Origin of the sequence: Thermodesulfatator autotrophicus, assembly GCF_001642325.1 — a bacterium.
Taxonomy (GTDB): domain Bacteria; phylum Desulfobacterota; class Thermodesulfobacteria; order Thermodesulfobacteriales; family Thermodesulfatatoraceae; genus Thermodesulfatator; species Thermodesulfatator autotrophicus.
This window is the reverse complement of sequence record NZ_LSFI01000010.1, coordinates 21,310-39,277: the sequence shown is the minus strand read 5'-3', so window position 1 is coordinate 39,277 and position 17,968 is coordinate 21,310. Positions and strand designations below refer to the sequence as shown.

The window sequence follows — 17,968 nt, the reverse complement described above, 5'->3', positions numbered from 1 at the left end:
GGCAATATTATGGCGATGAAATTCATTTGCGATACAGAACGCTGCATCGCTTGTTATGGTTGTGTGGTAGCTTGTAAAGAAGGCCACCATCTTCCTATAGGAGTAAACCGCCGCCGGGTGGTAATTGTAAATGAAGGGAAACCTGGCGAAAAAAGTATTTCCATTGCTTGTATGCACTGCTCTGACGCACCATGTATGGCTGTCTGCCCTACAAAGTGCATTTACAAACGAGAAGACGGTATAGTGCTTCATGATAAAACCAAGTGCATTGGTTGCGGCTATTGCCTTATGGCCTGTCCGTTTGGTGCTCCTCAGTTTCCCAAGTCCGGTCCTTTTGGTGCTCGCGGCGTAATGGATAAATGCACTTTTTGTGCTGGCGGACCAGCTCCCACCTTCAGCGAACAGGAAAAACAGCTTTACGGTCAAAACCGTATTGCTGAAGGTAAAGTTCCTCTTTGCGCAGGTATGTGTTCAACCAAGGCCTTGCTTGCTGGAGATTCTGAAGTCATTTCTGAAATATATACCCAAAGGGTAGCCAAGCGTGGTGCTGCTAATTTGTAATTTTAAGCAAATTTAAAAGAAATTTATAGAATTGGGGGCTTTAAAAAGCCCCCAATTTTTTGAGGAGGGTTAGGTTATGAATAAAAAAATTTTTTTAGGGTTATTGTTCATAATAGGCGCTCTGGCTGACACTGCCTTTGCCCAAACAGCCCCGGCCAAAGCCTATCTTATTGACATCTGGTATGGATTCTATAACGCCATTGTGGGAGATTGGGCTAAAAATGCTCCTTTATTCATTGAGTATGTCACAAAAATGAAGCCTGTATATTTGCTGGTTGTGATAGGAGTGCCGTCTGTTTTTCTCCTGCATTATCTCATCATAGGTCCTAAAAAGTTTTCCCATGAAGGGGAACAAATTCTTTATTACGATGTTTTTGCCAGAATTATTCACTGGTTAGCTGCTCTCTTTTTCTCTCTCCTGGTATTCACTGGACTTATCATAATATTTGCTAATGTTTTTGGAGGCGGTAGCTTTGTCAAATTCTGCCGTTATGTCCACCTTATCTCTGCCTTTGGTTTTGGAATAACTGTTGTGCCCATGTTTCTCATGTGGTTAAAAGACATGCTTCCTGCCCCTTATGACATCAAATGGTTTCTTATCCTGGGGGGTTATCTAAGTAAAAAGAAACGTCCTATACCTGCGGGAAAATATAACGCTGGGCAAAAGATGTGGTTCTGGCTGGCTACCTTGGGCGGGGGCTTCATGCTTTTTACTGGGTTTTACATCTATCTCTTTAACACTTCTCTTGAAACCCTTCGGCTTTATACTTTGCTCCACATGTTATTGGGCATAGCCATTGTAGCCCTTTTCTTCACTCACATTTACATGTCCATGATAGCGATTAAGGGTGCTCTCTGGAGTATGATCACCGGTTATAAATCTGCCGATGAAGTTTCCATACTGCACAGCAAATATTATGAAAAACTAAAGAAAAAGGCTTAATAATGGTCCCGGCCATTGCTTTCATTGGCTGTGAAGAAAGACAGGAGCTTATTGCCGATATAACCGCCGAACTCAAGAGGCGTGGCTACAAAATAGGCCTCTTAAAAGAAGAAAAACTTCCTGAGGAGCCGTTGACGCCTCTTGAGGTTTCGGCGGTGGCCCGCCTTTCTTTTGGAAGATTATTCTTAGAACAAGAGGTAGATAATGAAAATTTTGACTTTTTGATAAACCGCATTTTTGATGGCTATGATTTAGTGATAGCTGATGGTTTTGCCCACATTGACCGTTTGCCCAAACTTGAGGTATTAAAAAAGGGCCTTTATGAAAAAAGTCTCAAAGGAAAGGTATCAGGACTTCTTGCTTCTATTTCTGATTATCCAGTAATTAATGGTAAAAACTTTTCTCTTGAAAACATAAAAGAAATAGCGAGCTTCATTGAAGAACATTTAATAAAAACCACCAGAAAAGATATTAGTGCGGTACTTTTTGTAAATGGGAGACGCATTCCTTTAAAAAGATACGTCCGAGAAACCTTGGCTGGTGTTATAGAAGGTTTTATTAGCCGCCTTAAGATGACAGAAAATGCCCGCGAGATTTTAATAAAAGTGCGAATTTAAAAAATAACCATCTTTAATAAGTTTGGTCCCTTCGTAAGCCCTTATAATGAAGTTACCTAAGGATACCAGTAAAGTTTGCCAGGGATTGCTTTGGCCTTTTTCAAGGCCTCACAATGACACCTTCTAGTCCTCTTTAGTCACCACCTTGATTACATCTCACGAGGAGGAAGGCCCGAAAGAGATTCCGCCAGAGAAGCCGCTTTCTCAGGTGGCATGGCTGAAAGGATACGGGCTACCTGTTCGGTCTTAAGGGCAGAAAGAATCTTTATAGCCATATCTGGTTCCATTGCTTCTAATAGTTTAGCGGCTTTAGATGGTTTCATGTTACCATAGGCCCCTACAAGAAGCTTAAAACGTTTAGTTTTAATGGTTTTCAGTTCATTTAGTTTCTGCTCTACTTCTTCGTTCAAACTTTCAAGGGCCGCCAATCTCCTCTGAATTTGTTTCTCCATAAGGGCAAGTTTTTCTTTTTTTTGTGATAAAACCTCCTTTTCTTTGGCTAAACGTTCCTTCTCTATCCTTAAAGCTTCATAAAGGGCTTTGGGACAGGAAAAAATATCTTCCTTTTCAACTTTGGCCTTGGCCTCAGCTTTGGCTTCAGATAGCCCCAGTGAAAATTTTCCTTGATGAAATAAAAAGAAATACGTTCCCGCCAAGATAAATTTTATGAAGGCGAGGATTAAAACAAGAGACATCAGTTTAGAAGTTTTCATGGTGCCTTCTCCTCACTATGACAATATCTTCTACTGTCTTCATTTCACTTTCCAGAAGTTCTTTAAGATATTTTTCTTTAGCTCTGTTCCATAGGACTTCCGCCACCCGCCGCTTCTGATAGGCTTTAAGGGCCTTTTTTCTCAGTTCTTCCACGTCTTTGCTTTTACGACTAAGAATCCCTTCAATTCTCTCTTTTTCTTCCAAAAGTTGCTCTACATAGTGATAAAATAACTGTACGTCAGCCCCACTTAGGGTTTTTCCCTCCATTTTATGAAAAATTTCTTTAGGTTTTTCGGTAATATCTTTTAACATTTCTTTAAGCTCCATAAGAGCTTGTTGCGCCCTTTGAAATTCCTGCTGGGCCTGGGTCTCCTTGAGCTCCCTAACCCAGAGGAGAGTCTTTAGAGCCTTGGTCGGTTTTTTCATTTAGCCACCTCTTTAAGCATCTTGACGCTGGTTTCAAAATCAGCTTTTTCATCTACTCCCTGACGTAAAAAGCGGTTTATAGCCTCTATTTTGTTAAGGGCTCTATCTATCTGAGGATTACTACCTTTAACATAGGCGCCAATATTGATTAAATCTTCTGCCTTGCGGTAAATAGCGAGAATATTGACTAGCTCCTTGGCGGCTTCTATTTGTTCTTTAGAAACAATGTCCTTCATTACCCGGCTGATACTTTGTAAAATATCAATGGCTGGATAATGCCCTTGATGAGCCAGCTCTCTGGTTAAACAAATATGGCCATCTACAATAGACCGCACGGCATCAGCTACTGGCTCGTTAAAATCATCTCCTTCTACCAGCACGGTAAATATGCCGGTAATACTTCCTCCTCCGGCCTTTGGACCAGGTCTTTCAAGGAGCCTTGGTAGAGCGGCAAAAACTGAAGGGGTATATCCCCTGGCTGTTGGCGGCTCTCCTATGGCAAGCCCTACCTCACGGCCAGCCATACAAAACCTGGTTAAAGAATCCATCATGAGAAGCACATCAGCTCCTTGGTCTCTAAAAAATTCCGCCACCGCCATGGCCAGATAAGCCCCCCTTAATCTTAAAGGTGGGGGCTGGTCAGAAGTGGCTACTACCACCACTGAGCGCTTTAATCCCTCTTCTCCCAGGTCTCTTTCCAGAAACTCCCGCACTTCACGACCACGTTCACCAATAAGGGCAATAACATTTACGTCAGCTTTGGTATGGCGCGCCATCATGCCAAGAAGGGTAGATTTCCCTACCCCAGAACCAGCCATTATGGCTATCCGCTGGCCTTTTCCTACGGTTAAAAGAGCATTTATAGCCCGAACCCCCACGTCAAGGGGCTCTTCAATACGTGCCCTTTCAAAGGGTTTTAAAGGCTCGGCATGAATGGGATAAATGTGTTTCAAAGGAGGTAACTTTTTCTCATCAAGAGGCTCACCTAAAGCGTCAATAACTCGTCCTAAAAGGGCTTCTCCCACCCTTACTCCGCTTTCACGACGCCAGTAAACCTTACTACCTGGCTCTATTCCCCTTGGGTCAGCAAAAGGAATAAGTAAGACTCGTTCATCTTTAAAACCAACCACCTCTGCCAGTATGTTTTTGCCGTTTGAGACTTCTATTTCACAAAGTCCCCCTACACTTACATTAGGCCCCTGAGCCTCTACTACCAGGCCCACTACCCTTTTGACCTGGCCACAAACTGAGACGGGTTCTATATCTTTAACCAGGTTTAAAAATTGGCTAAGATCTGGTGCCCTCATCGCTTAATCTCGCAAAAACTTCTCTAAAGCGGCGCTCAAGGGTGGCATCAATCAAGCCAAAATCTGTCTCAAGAATACAACCCCCTCGCCCCACATTGGTATCAGGAACAATTTCAAAATCTTTAAGACGGGAAAATTCCTCTTTTACCGAGAACATTATGTCTTCTATAAATTCCATATCATCAGGGTTTAAATGGATTTTTACCCGGGTTTGGTCAACCACGTGTGAAAGGGCCTCTCTCAAGGAAGTTTTTATTACCTCTGGATTAAGGCTTACTTCGTGGCGAATAATTTCAGAAACTATAGTCTTAACCATTAAAAATAGCTGTGGTTCAAGGGCAAGAACATGCCCTTCAATCTCTCTTTCAATGCTTGAAAGCAAGGCTGAAAGACGATGGGTAAGGGTTTCGTACTGCTTTTTACCGAGAGCCGCCCCATCTTTCTGCCCCTGGGCAAAACCTTTTTCATAGGCCTCCTGCTCCAAATGAGCAATCTTTTTAGAAATTTCAGGATGTTTTAAAAGTTCTTCCAGGGAAAGCTGAGAAATATCAAAGGGCTCCGGGTCTTGTTCTGGTTCTTCTAATAAATCCTCGCCAGCAGGCTTAGCCTCAGCTTCATTGGCTAAAGGAGGTCCTTCAACTTCTTCTTTTTCTCTTTGTTCTTTACGGGTCTTTTCTATCTCCTCCCAGGCCTCTTCAGGCAAAAGTTCAGCAAAAGAATTAAAGCTTTCTTCCTGGGATTCAGGCATAAAAAACTTAAAAATTTTTACTCTCTCGCCTTTTATTATCTTAGACAAACTCGTCCTCCCCTACAGCCAAGACTATTTTTCCTTCCTGTTCTAAGCGTTTAGCCACCTTGATGATATTTTGCTGAGCAGCCTCTACATCAGCCACTCTAACTGGCCCCATAATTTCAAGGTCCTCTTTAAGGAGCTGGGCTGCCCGGGCACTCATATTGCTAAAGAATTTTTCACGCAGTTCTTCTGAGGCCGTCTTTAAGGCCAACTTTAAGTCCTCGGTAGAAATTTCTTTTAGTATGGCCTGGATAGCAGTATCATCCACCTTGAGGAGGTCTTCAAAGGTAAAGAGATATTTGCGTACCTCTTCAGCCAGGTTGGGATTTTCTTCTTCCACTTCTGAAAGGATTTCCTCTTCAAGGTCACGACTTACGTGGGAAAGAATTTCGGCAGCCCTTTCTACCCCACCAAGTTTTTTGCTAAAAGTACCGCCTACAGCTTCAAGTTCTTCTTCTAGTGCTGTACTTATCTCCTGAATGATTTCCGGATCAACTTTATCAAGCTCGGCAATACGGAAAACCACTTCACTGCGCAGTTTTTCTGGAAGATAAGCCAGCACCTGGCCGGCTAAATCAGCATCAAGATGAACCAAAATAATGGCTATAGTCTGGGGATGCTCATTGCGTAAAAAGTTGGCAATAGTTCTTGGGTCCAGCCGACGGAGCTTTTCAAAAACTTTTGGCCCAAGCTCCTGGCGGATCTCTTCGTATATCTCTTTGCCCTTTTCACCGTAAGCCTTAACTAAACTTTGCTGTAAAAACTCGTCTGGAGAAACGGTAAGGTCGGCCAGTAATTCGCGGCTTTCCATGTTGGCCTCATCAAGCACCCTCTTAACCGCCTCAGAAGGAATATAATCAAGTCTTGCCATTTCTATACCTATGCGCTTTATCTCTTCTTCTGAAAGATATTTATAGACCTCGGCGGTAAACTCCTCTCCCATGGTTAGGAGAAAAATAGCCGCCTTTTGTGGACCGGTTAAATTGTCAGGGTCTATTTTAGTGGGCATTGGCTTCAGCCTCCTTTAAGACTTTTTGCCGTTCTTCCTCTGATTCTTCTGCTAGCCAGCGTTTGACCAGCACCGCTGCCCGCTCGGGCTGATTGTGAATAATGTTAAGGGCAATCTCCTGAGGCAGAGGAGTGGGTTCCTCTTCGGGCAGGGCTTCTTCTTCACCTTCTGGTAAGGCTTCTTCTGGTAGAGGCTCTGGCTCGGGTTCAAGACGCTTGAGAAAAGTCTTGAGCACCGGCCGTATAACCAGGAGCAAGAAAAGAAGTATAACAAGGAATTCAATCAAAGGTCTGGCAAATTTATCTGCGTAAGAAAGCCAGGCAGACTCTGGTTTTATTTCTTCCAGTCCCTCAAAGGGAAGGACGCTCACTTCTACCTTGTCTCCCCGGTCAGGGTCATAGCCAATGGCCCCTTTAACCAGTTTCTCTACCTGGGCCAGGCGTTCTTCTGTCAAACTGGTAGCAGCCTGGGCCTCACCTTTGGGAGATCCCTTTTTCAGGACAGCTTCGTCAAGCAAAACAGCCACTGATATCTTTTTAATACTCCCAGGAACAAACTCTTGCTGACGCACCACCTTACTTACTTCGTAATTCCTGGTAAGGCTTTTTTTAAGTTCTCGCTGGGTTTGCGAAAAACTCTGCGTATTTCCTTCTACTTTGTTAGCCAGTGCTCCTTTAACCCCCGGTATTCCTCCTTCACTTCCGCCCTCTTTCTGACTTTCTTCACTTAATTCACTTCTTATGGCGATACCTTCAGGATCGTAAGTTTCTTCTTTTCTGACCTCTTTGGTAAAGTCCACATCCACAGAGACCTGGGCAATGGCGTGCCCTGGCCCCAGGGCCTGCGCCAGAAGAGATTCTATTTTTTCCTGATAGATCTCTTCCAGCTTTTTGCGGTAGGCAATCTGATCAGCGTCAAGGCGCTCCTCAGGAGACTCCGGTCTATAAAGTACCCGACCTTTGGTATCCACCACGGTGATGTGTTCAGGGGTAAGGCCTGGCACTGCGCTGGCTACCAGATTAACAATTCCCTCTACTTCTCGTTTGTTCAAGTGCTGGCCGTTTTTCAATTTCAGGAAAACTGAGGCCTTAGGAGGTTTTTCGTCTTCAATAAAAACACTTTCTTTAGGTAAAGCCAGATGGACTCTGGCAACCTCCACTTCGGAAAGGCTCATGATAGTGCGGGCAAGTTCGCCCTCAAGGGCCCTCTGGTAATTTACTCTTTGCAGAAAATCCGTAGCTCCCAGTTGATTCTTGTCAAATATTTCAAAGCCCGTTACATCCGGAGTCAATATCCCATGACTGGCAAGGGCCATGCGGACCTCTGGCACTTTGTCTTTAGGCACTTTTATGGCCCCGTTTCCTTCTACCTTATAGGGAATCTTCTCCTGTTTAAGAAACTCTATAACCTGGGCCGCCCGGTCCTCAGGAAGACCTCTGTAGAGAAGGCCCCAATCAGTGCGATTGGCGTAATAAATCATACCTAACAGGCCAAGGGTTACCAGTAACACCGTCCCTATGGCGGCCAGACGTTGCTCACGGGAAAGTCCCTGCCAGAGTTCCTTAAGCTGATTTAAAACTTCTCTCGGGGCAGGAAAAGCCATTTTTATCCTCCGTTAAAGTTGCATTCGCATAACTTCTTCATAGGCCTGAAGCACTTTGTTGCGCACCTGGAGCAAGAACCGAAAAGATAGGTCTGCCTTGGTAAGAGAAAGGGTTAAGGCCATAAGGTCAGGGTTTTCTCCAGCGGCAAAGGCCCTGAGATTTTCCGCCGCCACCTTTTGCGCGGCATCAACTGAGGCTACCTCCTGCTTAAGGAGTTCCATGAAATTCCCCTTGGTAGCAGGCTCCTTTTGGACAGGTAAATTTTTCAGGCCGTAAGGGTTTCCCAAGCCGTTAATTTTCATAGCGCCCTCCCCTATTTGAGTACCTCAAGGGTTTTTAAGGCCATGGATTTAGTAACCGAAACCACCGAGAGATTGGCTTCATAAGCCCTTGAAGCTGAAAGGAGTTCTATCATCTCAGTCAATACATCTACGTTGGGATAACGTACTATCCCTTTTTCGTCGGCATCAGGGTGAGAGGGGTCATACACTTCTCTAAAAGGACTCTGGTCTTCCACAATGGCTGTAACCTTTGGAATAGCTAGCTTAAGGTCTATCTCATCCAGGCTTCCACTGATTTTTTCAGGTAGATTCGCAGCTGTTAGCACCACGTTTTGGGCTCTATAGGGTTCTCCGGTAAGGGTGCGAGTGACCTCAGCATTGGCAAGATTCATGGCTGAAACATTTAAACGTAAGCTCTGAACCGAAAGGCCACTTGAAGCCAGACGCAAAGCGGTTAATAACTTCATTATCTCTTACCTCCTTCGGTTATGGCTTCTCGCAAAAGCTCAATTTCTTTCATCAAAGCCTGAACAGTGGCCTGATACATAAGATTGTTCTCTGAAAGCTTGGCCATTTCCTGCTCAAGTGACACGTTATTGGGCGTGCCTTCAACTGGAGGCTCTTCTTCTATCAAGGGGACACCACCGTCAGGAGCAAGACCCGGTTTAATATGCCTGGGGTTGGTAACTTTTAAGGGTGGCGAACCTTTAAGGTAAGCAGCCATAACCTTTTCAAAAGGAACGTCCTTACGCCTGTAACCAGGGGTATCCACGTTGGCAATATTGGCTGAAATGACCTCATGCCGCGTAAGCCTTAATTTTAGGGCCTCTGAAACCACCTGCCAGGTCTTACCGAAAAGTTTTACCCCAATCATAGTGCCTCCTAAATAAGCCCTGCTTCACGATAAATTTGGAGTTTATTGCGAAGGGTGCGCACGCTTATACCGAGCATCTCTGCCGCCCTTGTCCGGTTTCCATTAGCGGCACGTAAGGCCTTCATAATCATTTCCCGTTCTACCTCTCGTAGCGGCTTTAAAGGCAAACCTTCTTTTTTGCTCCCCAAGGGTTGAGGAAATACATCTTGAATCGTTATCCATGGCCCCTGGGCCAGAAGCACCGCCCGTTCAACTAGGTTCCTAAGCTCTCGCACGTTGCCAGGCCAGGAATACTGACCTAATTTTTCAATGACCCCTTCGGCAAAACCCTTAACCGGACGGTTATACTTTTTGGCAAATTCTTCGCAAAATTTCTGGGCAAGAAGCCTTACGTCTTCAGGACGTTCACGCAAAGGGGGAATTTCTACCGGTATAACGTTAAGGCGAAAATAAAGGTCTTCTCTAAATCGGCCCTGGTTGATTAAGGCCTGCACATCACGGTTAGTGGTGGCTATAACCCTCACGTCTATTTTTACAGGGTAAGCTCCACCAAGACGATCCACCTCCCCTTCCTGGAGCACCCGCAAAAGCTTGGCCTGAAGCGCAAGAGGCATCTCTGTTACTTCGTCAAGAAGGATGGTCCCGCCGTTTGCCAGCTCAAACTTGCCAAGTTTTCTGGTAAAGGCCCCGGAGAAAGCCCCTTTTTCATAGCCGAATAGTTCTGATTCCAGGAGATGTTCCGGTAAAGCAGCACAATTAATGGCAATGAAAGGCCCTCTGGCTCTATCGCTATTTTCGTGAATAAACCTTGCGAGAACCTCTTTGCCAGTACCCGACTCACCCGTGATAAGCACGGTGGCCTTACTTTTGGCCACTTCTTTTAAACGAGCCAAAAGCAACTTGAGCCGCTGATTAGCAGTAATAAAACTTCCTTCAGGGATTTCATAAGCGCGTCTTATTTTTAAGACAATCTCAGTTAAAAGGTCGGGGTCCGTTGAAAGAAGCCGATAATCAGCTGCTCCTTGCTTGATAGCCTGCACGGCTTCTTCAAGGTTGGCTTCAGAGGCCAGAAGAATAACTGGAACCAACGGAGCCAAAGAAGTTAATTCTTTCAATATCTTTAAACGGCCAAAATCTTCGTTTTCAAGGTTTATCACCACTGCAGCAATATCTTTTTCTTCCAGGATATAAAAAGCCTCATCGGGTGTATAGGCCCAATAGGGAATAAGCCCCCTTTCCATCAGCCGCTCGCTAAGAGGCCTTAAATCTTCTTCTTTTTTATCCAGTAGCAAAACCGCCTCAGGCATCAGTAAATCTCTTTTCGCGCTTCTTCTATAAGTTTTTCTTCCTTAAGCAGGGATGAGGCCAGCTGAGCATAAACATCATTCCCTTTGGCCAGTTTTTGCCAGATACCAAAAGCCTTTTCTGGCTCACCTAAGCGCTCCCAGAGAAGCCCTTCAAGCCACAAAAGTTCTCTATCTTCAGGAAATTTTTTACGGAGAAAAGAAAGGACTTTTTGCGCAATCAAATACTTTTCTTCTTTTAGAGTTCGGGTAACAAGGGCCTTGGCAAGCTCAAGGTCAACTTTTGAAGCTTCCTGCAAAAGGCTAAAGGCCTTTTCATAACGCCCGAGAATGATAAGATTTTCAAGATAGTCTTTCTGGATTTTTGCTTTTATTTCAGGGGTGACGGCAAGCTTATAGGCCCTTTTTAAAAACTCTAAAGCTTCAATCAGTTTGCCGGTCTCTTTATTAAGCCGCCCCAAGAGATAGAGATAGTAGGGATTTTGGTTGATTTCTTTATACTTTTCCCCGAGCTCTTTTAAAAATTTAAGGGAAAGCTCGTATTCTTCATCTTTTAAGAGCAAATCCACCAGGGTGAGTTTAAAATCCTTTTCCCAGACATCGGGAAGAGACAGTAATACTCCCTTTAATAAGGTCAAACGGGCTTCGGTTTCTAAATTAAGGGAAAGATAAGCCTGAGCAGCCCAGTAAAAGCTCAAACCACAGCTGGCCTTTTCAAGCTCCTGTTTATGTTCGTTAAAAAATAAAATAAGGCCCTGATAGTCCTTTTTCCCCAGGAGATTTTGTTCAAAAAGAGAAGAGGCCTTACATAAAACAGGAAACACCCGGGATAAATAGGGAGATTCGGGATATTTTTTAAGAAACGCCCAGGCGCTTTCTAAAGCCTGAGAAATTTTCTTTGCTTCTAAAAGGAGCTTTATTTCTAAGGCATGAGCTTCTTCAGTTAAAGGGGCCTCTGGATAATCCCTTTTAAGGACCAAAATTACATTCAATAGAATATTTCTGGTTTGGGGGTTAACATGGCCTATTTTCTCTTCAAAGAGATAGCGCATCTCATAAAGCCTGAATTTAGCAAAAAGGGCTTGCTTGGCCGAGGGCCAGGAAGTCAAAATCAATTCGTAAATACGCCGCGCTTCTTTGTATTTCTTTTGTTTAAATAAGGCCTCAGCCAGGGCCCAAAGGAGCGGGGGGGCCTCTTTTTCGCGACCAGAAAAATTTAGATAATCATAGATTTCCTCTTCCGCTTGTTTAAATTTACCTTGTTTCAAATGATATAGGGCAAGTTCTTTTAAAACTTCAGGTAAAAAGGCCTTAGCCCTGGGGTTTTTTTCTAAAAAAGTCACCACCTTATCAGGCTTATTAAGCCTGAACAACAAAAATGAAGCCTCGGCTTTGGTATCAATAGAACAATTCTCAGTGGTTAAAACTCTTTCAGCCAGGCGTTCAGCCCTGTCATAAAGTTTTCGTTTGTAAAAGACCTTGGCCGCTACGATGTCGCCACCGCAAATCTCTTGGGCCTCAGGGAATTTGGTCTTAAGAAGGCGTACATAAAGCAGTGCTTCACTGTTTAATCCTAGGGCCTCTGCGCTCCTGGCCAGCAAAAGGTAGGCCCTTGGAGTTAGATCTGTCTCTTTAAGCAGAGGTGTGAGAAGCTCTATAACTTTCTGATATTTTCCCTGAGATGCATAAATTTCTGCCGCAAGAATCCTGCCCCTGGCTATAACAACTCGTTCTTTAGGGAAACGGCGCTCAAGCTCTTCTAGAAGGGCAAGGGCCCCCTGGCTATTGCCTTCCTGATATAAAGTTTTGGCCTGCTGATACCACAAAAGGGCCTCCTGGGCCGCTATGGCCTGAGTGATAAAGAATCCCCAGCATACGCATAAAAGCAAAAATCTCATCGCTTTAAACTTTTGCAAAGCTTGTGCCGAAAAGTTTTATAAAAAGAAGAAGCCAGGAGCCTTACTAGAAGGGCAAAAATCTAGATATACCCTAAGATACCTTGCCAAAAATTTGACACTAGTGTGCGGTGGGGCGGGTAATTTTTTGCTTTTTCATCTTTTCAATCAAAGTGGTGCGGTTGATATGAAGAAGTTTAGCTGCCCTATTTTTGACCCAGCCTGTTTTTTCAAGGGCCTTTATAATAAGTTTTTTCTCAAATTCTGCCACCAGTTCAGGCAGGTGAATACCTTCTTCAGGGATGTCAAAATCTTGAACATTGGAACTACAACTAAACTGTGACTGTTCAAGGATATATTCGGGGACATCTTCTAAGGTTAACTGTTCTCCGTTGGCAAGAATAACCATTCTTTCAATAACGTTTTCAAGCTCTCGCACGTTTCCTGGCCAGTGATATTTCATCAGGCATTCCATAGCTTCCTTGGAAAGGCCTCTGATATTGCGCTTTTTTTGCCGATTAAAGCGCGCTAAAAAATGCTCTATTAAAAGAGGAATATCTTCTTTTCTTTCCCTTAAAGGAGGAAGTTCTATAGGTATTACGTTTAGACGATAGTATAGGTCTTCTCTGAAACGGCCTTCTCTTACTTCCTTTTGTAGGTCTTTATTAGTGGCCGCTATAACTCTTATGTCCACTTTTATAGAACGGGTACCTCCCACCCTTTCAAAGGCCCTTTCCTGGAGCACGCGCAAAAGTTTCACCTGGAGTTTAGGGCTCATTTCAGCAATCTCATCAAGAAAAATAGTCCCACCATGGGCCAGCTCAAAACGGCCAATGCGAGTCTTTATGGCACCAGTGAAAGCCCCTTTTTCGTGGCCAAATAGCTCAGACTCAAGCAACTCTTCAGGAATAGCCCCGCAGTTTACTGGTATAAAAGGCCCTTCTCGCCGGCTACTGGCAGCGTGAATGGCTCTGGCTACCAGTTCTTTACCCGTACCAGATTCTCCAAGAACTAAAACCGTGGCGTCAGTATCCGCTACTTTTTCAATAAGAGCAAAAACCTGGCGCATGGATTTGCTCTTTCCTATAATTTCCCCATAGCCACTTTCCTGCCAGAGTTTGCGCCGCAAGTATTCATTTTCACGCCTGAGACGCCTGGTCTCAAGGGCCTTTTCTAAGGTCAAAGAAAGTTCGTCAAAAGCAACAGGTTTGGTGAGATATTCATAAGCTCCCTTTTTAATGGCCTCTACGGCACTTTTAATACTTCCCTGGCCAGTAAGGATAATGCAGATAGTTTCAGGGGAATGCTCTACAATATATTCAAGCACTTCAAGGCCTGTTATTTTAGGCATGGCAAGGTCAGTAATCACCACGTCATAAAAAACCTCTCCTAAACGAGCAATACCCTCTTCACCATTATAGGCTACATCTACTTGAAAGCCTTCCTGCTGTAAAAACTCTGCTAAAAGATCTGCTTCTAACTGGTTATCATCAACCACTAAAATAGATTCCCTCATAAAAAACCCCTCTTTGGACTTGCATAACTTCTCAAACAAAATAACTTTGAAAGGTAAGTAGTGTCAATTTTTTTCTGTCATAAATTTGACGGGGGTAAAATGTTTCCTGTGCCACCTCATCCTTTGCTTTATAGAGATTTTATAAAAAATGCCCTTATAGAAGACCTTGGGCACGGTGATGTCACCACTGACACCCTTATTCCTCCACGTAAGAGGGGAAAAGGATGGGTGCGGGCTAAAGAAGAGCTAATAATTTGTGGCCTCCCTGTGGCTAGGCTCGTATTTGAAGAAGTTGACCCAGGCCTTGTCTTTATTCCCTTAAAACGGGATGGAGAAAAAGTTAAAAAGGGTGAAATTGTTGCTGAAGTCCGGGGTAAAATTACCTCTATCCTTAAAGGAGAACGAGTTTGCCTCAATTTTATCCAGCATCTCTCGGGTATTGCCACTTATACCCAAAAATTTGTGGAAAAAGTAAAAGGGCTTCCGGTAAAAATTGTGGACACCAGAAAAACTCTTCCTGGCTTTAGAGTCCTTGAAAAGTATGCAGTTCTCTGTGGCGGTGGCCGAAACCACCGCTTTGGCCTTTCGGACGGGGTTTTAATAAAAGACAACCATATAAAGGCCTGCGGTTCAGTAAAAGAGGCCATAAAACGGGCCAAAGAATATTTGCCTCATGTTTACCTTATAGAAGTGGAAGTGAGCAATCTAAATGAAATTAAAGAAGCCATTGGAGCCGGGGCCCAGGCCCTGCTTCTTGATAATATGGATCTCAAAACCCTTAAAGAAGCAGTAAAATTGGCCCGCAGCCTAAATCCTTCAGTTATACTTGAGGCTTCAGGGGGAGTAAGGCTCGAAAATGTTCGCCAAATCGCTGAAACCGGAGTAGATATAATTTCAATTGGAAGACTCACTCATTCTGCCCCAGCAGTAGATTTAAATCTAAAAATTGTGGAAGTATTTTCTTGATAGACGCCATTTTTTTATTAAAGTAATCCTACTTAAAAACTATAGAATAGGAGGAACATAGATGGCTCTTGATGAAATCAAAATCAGCCGAGCAATTATTGAACGTTATTTCAAGAAACTTACTGACTATTTAGAAATGGACGTTGCGGTTGTCGGAGCTGGCCCCTCTGGGCTTATGGCTGCTTACAAGCTGGCTAGCGAGGGGTTTAAGGTGGCGGTTTTTGAAAGGCGCTTAAGCATCGGCGGTGGCATCTGGGGCGGTGGCATGATGTTCAACGAAATCGTAGTACAGGAAGAAGGAGCCCGTCTTTTGAAAGAAATAGGCGTGCGAACGGAACCCTGGAACGGTGGTGAATATTATACTGCCGATGCGGTGGAAGTGGCCTGTATCCTGGCCGCCAAGAGCGTTCAGGCCGGAGCCAAAATCTTCAACCTCATCATGGTTGAAGATGTAATGGTAAGAGATAATCGGGTAGTTGGTCTGGTGCTTAACTGGAGCGCTACAGAGATTGCCGGCCTCCACGTTGACCCTCTGGCAGTAAAAGCCAAATACGTGGTAGAGGCCACCGGGCACGAAACTGCCGTCCTCCAGGTAATGCAGAAAAAACTTGGGGCCAAGTTAAATACGGAGACAGGCAAAGTCATGGGAGAAAAATCCATGTGGGCAGAGGTGGCTGAGAACCTAACGGTTGATTATACGCGAGAAGTTTATCCTGGCGTTTTTGTGGCAGGGATGGCCGCTAACGCAACCTTTGGTGCCTATCGCATGGGGCCTATCTTTGGGGGAATGCTCCTTTCAGGAGAACGGGTAGCCCAGCTAATTGCCGAACGTTTGCGCCAGTAAACAAAGCGGCAGGCTCAAAGCCTGCCGCCTTTCATTTATTCTAACTCTGGGAAAACAATCACTTTCTTTGCTTGATGGATAAGGTCTCCCTTTTTTCCACTGATATAATAATAAACATTTACCTCTATCTCTGCTTTGTTAACACCTTTATCCAGTGTAAAGAAGAATCTTTCATGTTGAGTTTTTAGGGGTTGAAGAGTCAAGTCTATGATTTCTTTTATTTGCCAGGCACCATATCTCATAAAGCCGTCTAAATCTAAGCCTATTTCAAAATAGTTACGTTTTTCCTGGTGAAGAACTTTGCCAGAATCCATATCTTTGGCGATCACTTCCAGGACCACCTTGCCAGACCAGAGTCAGCCATCAGGAACACGATGGCCGGCTTTGTTGGTTAAGAAGGCCTCTACGTTAACAGCTGGCACCCATTTACCAACACCGTAGCGGAAACCCTGTATCTCTGCTTGAAGCTCTATACCCTCTTTTACGATTTCCAAGTCATGACCACCTGGCATGCGGTGCCCACGATTCTTTTGATACATATGACACTCTTGACAACTTTTACGACCACCCTGGCCTAAATAGTTGTCAGCATAGCTTCTGGAAAGGGTATTACAATAAATACTTTCACCATCAGGGGCATGGTAAACACCGTGACACTGCATACAAAAAACTGACCGTTTAAGCGCTGGATGATAATCAGTTTCATGTTCAGCCTCTACATCTTCGTTAGCGGTATAAATAACATTAGGGTCTATTTCTCCTGTAATCCCTGGAGCAGAACTGGCTACTTTAATATTATGACATCCGTAACACGAAAGATTCAGTTTGGATAAGGTAGCTATGGCCTTTTCTTTTTCAGCCCCTTTGGCCTTTCTAGCTGTAATCATAAGTTCAGCTATTTCTATTGCCAGCCTCTCGGTGGCATACTTAATCTGAGGCAAATGACAATCCAGACATTTCAAAATCTCTTTTTTTGTAAGCTCTTTTTCCCACTCTTTGGGGACACCTACCAGAAAAAAATTTGTTATACCTTTGATAGAAGAAACCATTGAACGCGAATGATAAGATTCTTTCCACTGCTTATAAACATCTTCGTGACAGTCAGCACATCGTTCAGAACTGTAAGTTTTAATAAAAGTTTGTAAGTCGTCTATAGGCTTAGATGGAAAGCGAAGTTCCTCTTCTGACGCCCAAATCGGAAAAGTCCATAAAAGAACAAAACAGAAAAGCCAAATTTTCATTTTCTCCCTCCCTTTATACTTTTTTGGTAGGATATATCCAGAAATATTTTATAGTCAAGAAAAATCTATATTAATTTAATATAATTAGCTCCTTAAAGAATTAATTTTCGGCTTTTTTTAAAATTTTTTAATTTTTAACGAAATGTGAAACGAGGGATCTCCTCGCAGTGACAAATGAGCTTATCATGCGAGCCTCTTCTTTTACCCTGTCATTGCAAGGCCCCGTCAAAGGCCGAAGCAATCTCAGGTTAAGCGAAGCAAACTCTCTTGCGAGCCGTCACGTTCGCCGTGGCGTTCTCAATATGATGTTTTAGAATTTGCAAAAGGTCTCATAAAAAACAATTAAACTTCTATGATTTCTCTTTCAGTCTTAATTTCAAGAGAATAGCATTCAATCTCTTCTCTTCTGTTTTCCACAATCAAGGCTTCATAGTGTTCTTCAAATTCTGCTTCAAGAGGAACCGCGGGGTGAAAAGATAAGCTACCCGGAATCTTTGAGCCAAATGGAATCCTCCCTTCAGTTAAAGCTGCTTCTAACTCTTTTAAAAACAAAGGCTCTTTACCTCTAGGAACTTTTTTAAGTTCTACATTTAAAAACTCACGTACGCTATCGAGGTTTTCCCCATCTTTAACATAGAAAAAACCCACCAATAAGCTCTCTGCTCCGCAGAAATCTCCAAAATCAAAAACCAGAGGAATCAATCTAGAAGTTTCCACGTCCTCGTAAGGGAAAATAAATTTGGCTCCAAATTCTTCGTCACTTATCAAAAAACGCTTAAATAACAATAAATCTCCTTTTTTAGGGAGCCTGAAAGGGAGATAAACAGCCTGTCTTTTCAAGATATCAATATCTAACCCCAGAATACCTTTTCCCTCAAAATCTTCTAAAGAATCAAAGTCAATACCAAATTCTTCAAAATAATCGTTAAAATCAAAAAGGCTTTTTCCTGAAACCCCTTCATCAAGGTCAACTTCTTCTTTCATAAGAAGTTCGCCTTTTTCCTCTGGCTCCAAAAAACCGGCAGACAAGCGAATAGGTCTCCCAATAGCAAATATGACTTTCATTTCCGGAC

19 protein-coding genes are annotated in these 17,968 nt (G+C 43.6%); 5 read left to right on the top strand and 14 right to left on the bottom strand.

The window, feature by feature from the left end; translation table 11 throughout:
* The first annotated feature begins 9 nt into the window (after positions 1 to 9).
* The 3 genes from fdh3B to TH606_RS03220 all read left to right on the top strand — a co-directional run bounded on the left by fdh3B (position 10) and on the right by TH606_RS03220 (position 2,121).
* Complete coding sequence (gene fdh3B / locus TH606_RS03230; RefSeq protein WP_068541267.1) at positions 10 to 561, top strand: formate dehydrogenase FDH3 subunit beta; 552 nt, start codon at positions 10 to 12, stop codon at positions 559 to 561.
* 76 nt (positions 562 to 637) lie between these two features.
* Positions 638 to 1,504: a formate dehydrogenase subunit gamma gene (locus tag TH606_RS03225; RefSeq protein ID WP_068541266.1), complete on the top strand. Its 867-nt coding sequence runs from the start codon at positions 638 to 640 to the stop codon at positions 1,502 to 1,504.
* A gap of 2 nt (positions 1,505 to 1,506) precedes the next feature.
* The gene (locus tag TH606_RS03220; protein WP_068541265.1) at positions 1,507 to 2,121 is read left to right on the top strand and encodes a molybdopterin-guanine dinucleotide biosynthesis protein B; all 615 of its coding nucleotides are present in this window, start codon (positions 1,507 to 1,509) and stop codon (positions 2,119 to 2,121) included.
* Between the two features lie 149 nt (positions 2,122 to 2,270).
* On the opposite strand, the gene TH606_RS03215 is transcribed toward TH606_RS03220, so the two are convergent.
* The 12 genes from TH606_RS03215 to TH606_RS03160 all read right to left on the bottom strand — a co-directional run bounded on the left by TH606_RS03215 (position 2,271) and on the right by TH606_RS03160 (position 13,844).
* Positions 2,271 to 2,834 (bottom strand): MotE family protein, encoded by a 564-nt coding sequence (locus TH606_RS03215; RefSeq protein ID WP_068541264.1) that lies wholly within the window; start codon positions 2,832 to 2,834, stop codon positions 2,271 to 2,273.
* Positions 2,821 to 3,261, bottom strand: a complete 441-nt coding sequence (locus tag TH606_RS03210; protein WP_068541263.1) for a flagellar export protein FliJ — start codon at positions 3,259 to 3,261, stop codon at positions 2,821 to 2,823. Before TH606_RS03210 ends, TH606_RS03215 begins: the two co-directional genes overlap by 14 nt.
* A complete protein-coding gene (fliI, locus tag TH606_RS03205) occupies positions 3,258 to 4,568 on the bottom strand; it encodes a flagellar protein export ATPase FliI (protein WP_068541262.1) in 1,311 nt (436 codons plus the stop codon). Before fliI ends, TH606_RS03210 begins: the two co-directional genes overlap by 4 nt.
* Positions 4,549 to 5,364, bottom strand: a complete 816-nt coding sequence (locus TH606_RS03200) for a FliH/SctL family protein (protein WP_068541261.1) — start codon at positions 5,362 to 5,364, stop codon at positions 4,549 to 4,551. Before TH606_RS03200 ends, fliI begins: the two co-directional genes overlap by 20 nt.
* Complete coding sequence (gene fliG, locus TH606_RS03195; protein ID WP_068541260.1) at positions 5,357 to 6,370, bottom strand: flagellar motor switch protein FliG; 1,014 nt, start codon at positions 6,368 to 6,370, stop codon at positions 5,357 to 5,359. Before fliG ends, TH606_RS03200 begins: the two co-directional genes overlap by 8 nt.
* Positions 6,360 to 7,973 (bottom strand): flagellar basal-body MS-ring/collar protein FliF, encoded by a 1,614-nt coding sequence (gene fliF, locus TH606_RS03190; protein ID WP_068541259.1) that lies wholly within the window; start codon positions 7,971 to 7,973, stop codon positions 6,360 to 6,362. Before fliF ends, fliG begins: the two co-directional genes overlap by 11 nt.
* A 12-nt stretch (positions 7,974 to 7,985) precedes the next feature.
* Positions 7,986 to 8,276, bottom strand: a complete 291-nt coding sequence (gene fliE, locus TH606_RS03185; protein ID WP_068541258.1) for a flagellar hook-basal body complex protein FliE — start codon at positions 8,274 to 8,276, stop codon at positions 7,986 to 7,988.
* 11 nt (positions 8,277 to 8,287) lie between these two features.
* The gene (gene flgC / locus TH606_RS03180) at positions 8,288 to 8,722 is read right to left on the bottom strand and encodes a flagellar basal body rod protein FlgC (protein WP_068541257.1); all 435 of its coding nucleotides are present in this window, start codon (positions 8,720 to 8,722) and stop codon (positions 8,288 to 8,290) included.
* On the bottom strand, positions 8,722 to 9,129 hold the full coding sequence (flgB, locus tag TH606_RS03175) for a flagellar basal body rod protein FlgB (RefSeq protein WP_068541256.1): 408 nt from the start codon (positions 9,127 to 9,129) through the stop codon (positions 8,722 to 8,724). Before flgB ends, flgC begins: the two co-directional genes overlap by 1 nt.
* A gap of 8 nt (positions 9,130 to 9,137) precedes the next feature.
* Positions 9,138 to 10,436, bottom strand: coding sequence for a sigma-54-dependent transcriptional regulator (locus TH606_RS03170; RefSeq protein WP_068541255.1), 1,299 nt, complete (start codon positions 10,434 to 10,436; stop codon positions 9,138 to 9,140).
* The gene (locus tag TH606_RS03165) at positions 10,436 to 12,331 is read right to left on the bottom strand and encodes a tetratricopeptide repeat protein (protein WP_068541254.1); all 1,896 of its coding nucleotides are present in this window, start codon (positions 12,329 to 12,331) and stop codon (positions 10,436 to 10,438) included. The genes TH606_RS03170 and TH606_RS03165 overlap by 1 nt, the downstream gene beginning before the upstream one ends.
* 118 nt (positions 12,332 to 12,449) lie before the next feature.
* Entirely contained in the window at positions 12,450 to 13,844 is a 1,395-nt protein-coding gene (locus TH606_RS03160; RefSeq protein WP_068541253.1) for a sigma-54-dependent transcriptional regulator, read from the bottom strand.
* Between the two features lie 99 nt (positions 13,845 to 13,943).
* Between TH606_RS03160 and nadC the strand changes: the two genes are divergently transcribed.
* Complete coding sequence (nadC, locus tag TH606_RS03155) at positions 13,944 to 14,810, top strand: carboxylating nicotinate-nucleotide diphosphorylase (RefSeq protein WP_068541252.1); 867 nt, start codon at positions 13,944 to 13,946, stop codon at positions 14,808 to 14,810.
* Positions 14,811 to 14,871: 61 nt separating this feature from the next.
* Positions 14,872 to 15,654 (top strand): sulfide-dependent adenosine diphosphate thiazole synthase, encoded by a 783-nt coding sequence (locus TH606_RS03150; RefSeq protein ID WP_068541251.1) that lies wholly within the window; start codon positions 14,872 to 14,874, stop codon positions 15,652 to 15,654.
* 35 nt (positions 15,655 to 15,689) lie between these two features.
* Here the strand turns inward: TH606_RS03150 and extKL are convergent, their stop codons facing one another.
* Positions 15,690 to 16,895 (bottom strand): multiheme c-type cytochrome (seleno)protein ExtKL, encoded by a 1,206-nt coding sequence (extKL, locus tag TH606_RS03140; RefSeq protein WP_248595815.1) that lies wholly within the window; start codon positions 16,893 to 16,895, stop codon positions 15,690 to 15,692.
* A gap of 342 nt (positions 16,896 to 17,237) precedes the next feature.
* Entirely contained in the window at positions 17,238 to 17,960 is a 723-nt protein-coding gene (locus TH606_RS03135; RefSeq protein ID WP_068541248.1) for a hypothetical protein, read from the bottom strand.
* Between the last annotated feature and the right edge of the window lie 8 nt (positions 17,961 to 17,968).

Excerpts from the sequence above, each read along its gene's own strand:
- fdh3B (WP_068541267.1), top strand. The coding sequence starts at position 10 with ATGGCGATGAAATTCATTTGCGATACAGAACGCTGCATCGCTTGTTAT.
- TH606_RS03225 (WP_068541266.1), top strand. The coding sequence starts at position 638 with ATGAATAAAAAAATTTTTTTAGGGTTATTGTTCATAATAGGCGCTCTG.
- TH606_RS03220 (WP_068541265.1), top strand. The coding sequence starts at position 1,507 with ATGGTCCCGGCCATTGCTTTCATTGGCTGTGAAGAAAGACAGGAGCTT.
- TH606_RS03215 (WP_068541264.1), bottom strand. The coding sequence starts at position 2,834 with ATGAAAACTTCTAAACTGATGTCTCTTGTTTTAATCCTCGCCTTCATA.
- TH606_RS03210 (WP_068541263.1), bottom strand. The coding sequence starts at position 3,261 with ATGAAAAAACCGACCAAGGCTCTAAAGACTCTCCTCTGGGTTAGGGAG.
- fliI (WP_068541262.1), bottom strand. The coding sequence starts at position 4,568 with ATGAGGGCACCAGATCTTAGCCAATTTTTAAACCTGGTTAAAGATATA.
- fliG (WP_068541260.1), bottom strand. The coding sequence starts at position 6,370 with ATGCCCACTAAAATAGACCCTGACAATTTAACCGGTCCACAAAAGGCG.
- fliF (WP_068541259.1), bottom strand. The coding sequence starts at position 7,973 with ATGGCTTTTCCTGCCCCGAGAGAAGTTTTAAATCAGCTTAAGGAACTC.
- fliE (WP_068541258.1), bottom strand. The coding sequence starts at position 8,276 with ATGAAAATTAACGGCTTGGGAAACCCTTACGGCCTGAAAAATTTACCT.
- flgC (WP_068541257.1), bottom strand. The coding sequence starts at position 8,722 with ATGAAGTTATTAACCGCTTTGCGTCTGGCTTCAAGTGGCCTTTCGGTT.
- flgB (WP_068541256.1), bottom strand. The coding sequence starts at position 9,129 with ATGATTGGGGTAAAACTTTTCGGTAAGACCTGGCAGGTGGTTTCAGAG.
- TH606_RS03170 (WP_068541255.1), bottom strand. The coding sequence starts at position 10,436 with ATGCCTGAGGCGGTTTTGCTACTGGATAAAAAAGAAGAAGATTTAAGG.
- TH606_RS03165 (WP_068541254.1), bottom strand. The coding sequence starts at position 12,331 with ATGAGATTTTTGCTTTTATGCGTATGCTGGGGATTCTTTATCACTCAG.
- TH606_RS03160 (WP_068541253.1), bottom strand. The coding sequence starts at position 13,844 with ATGAGGGAATCTATTTTAGTGGTTGATGATAACCAGTTAGAAGCAGAT.
- nadC (WP_068541252.1), top strand. The coding sequence starts at position 13,944 with ATGTTTCCTGTGCCACCTCATCCTTTGCTTTATAGAGATTTTATAAAA.
- TH606_RS03150 (WP_068541251.1), top strand. The coding sequence starts at position 14,872 with ATGGCTCTTGATGAAATCAAAATCAGCCGAGCAATTATTGAACGTTAT.
- TH606_RS03135 (WP_068541248.1), bottom strand. The coding sequence starts at position 17,960 with ATGAAAGTCATATTTGCTATTGGGAGACCTATTCGCTTGTCTGCCGGT.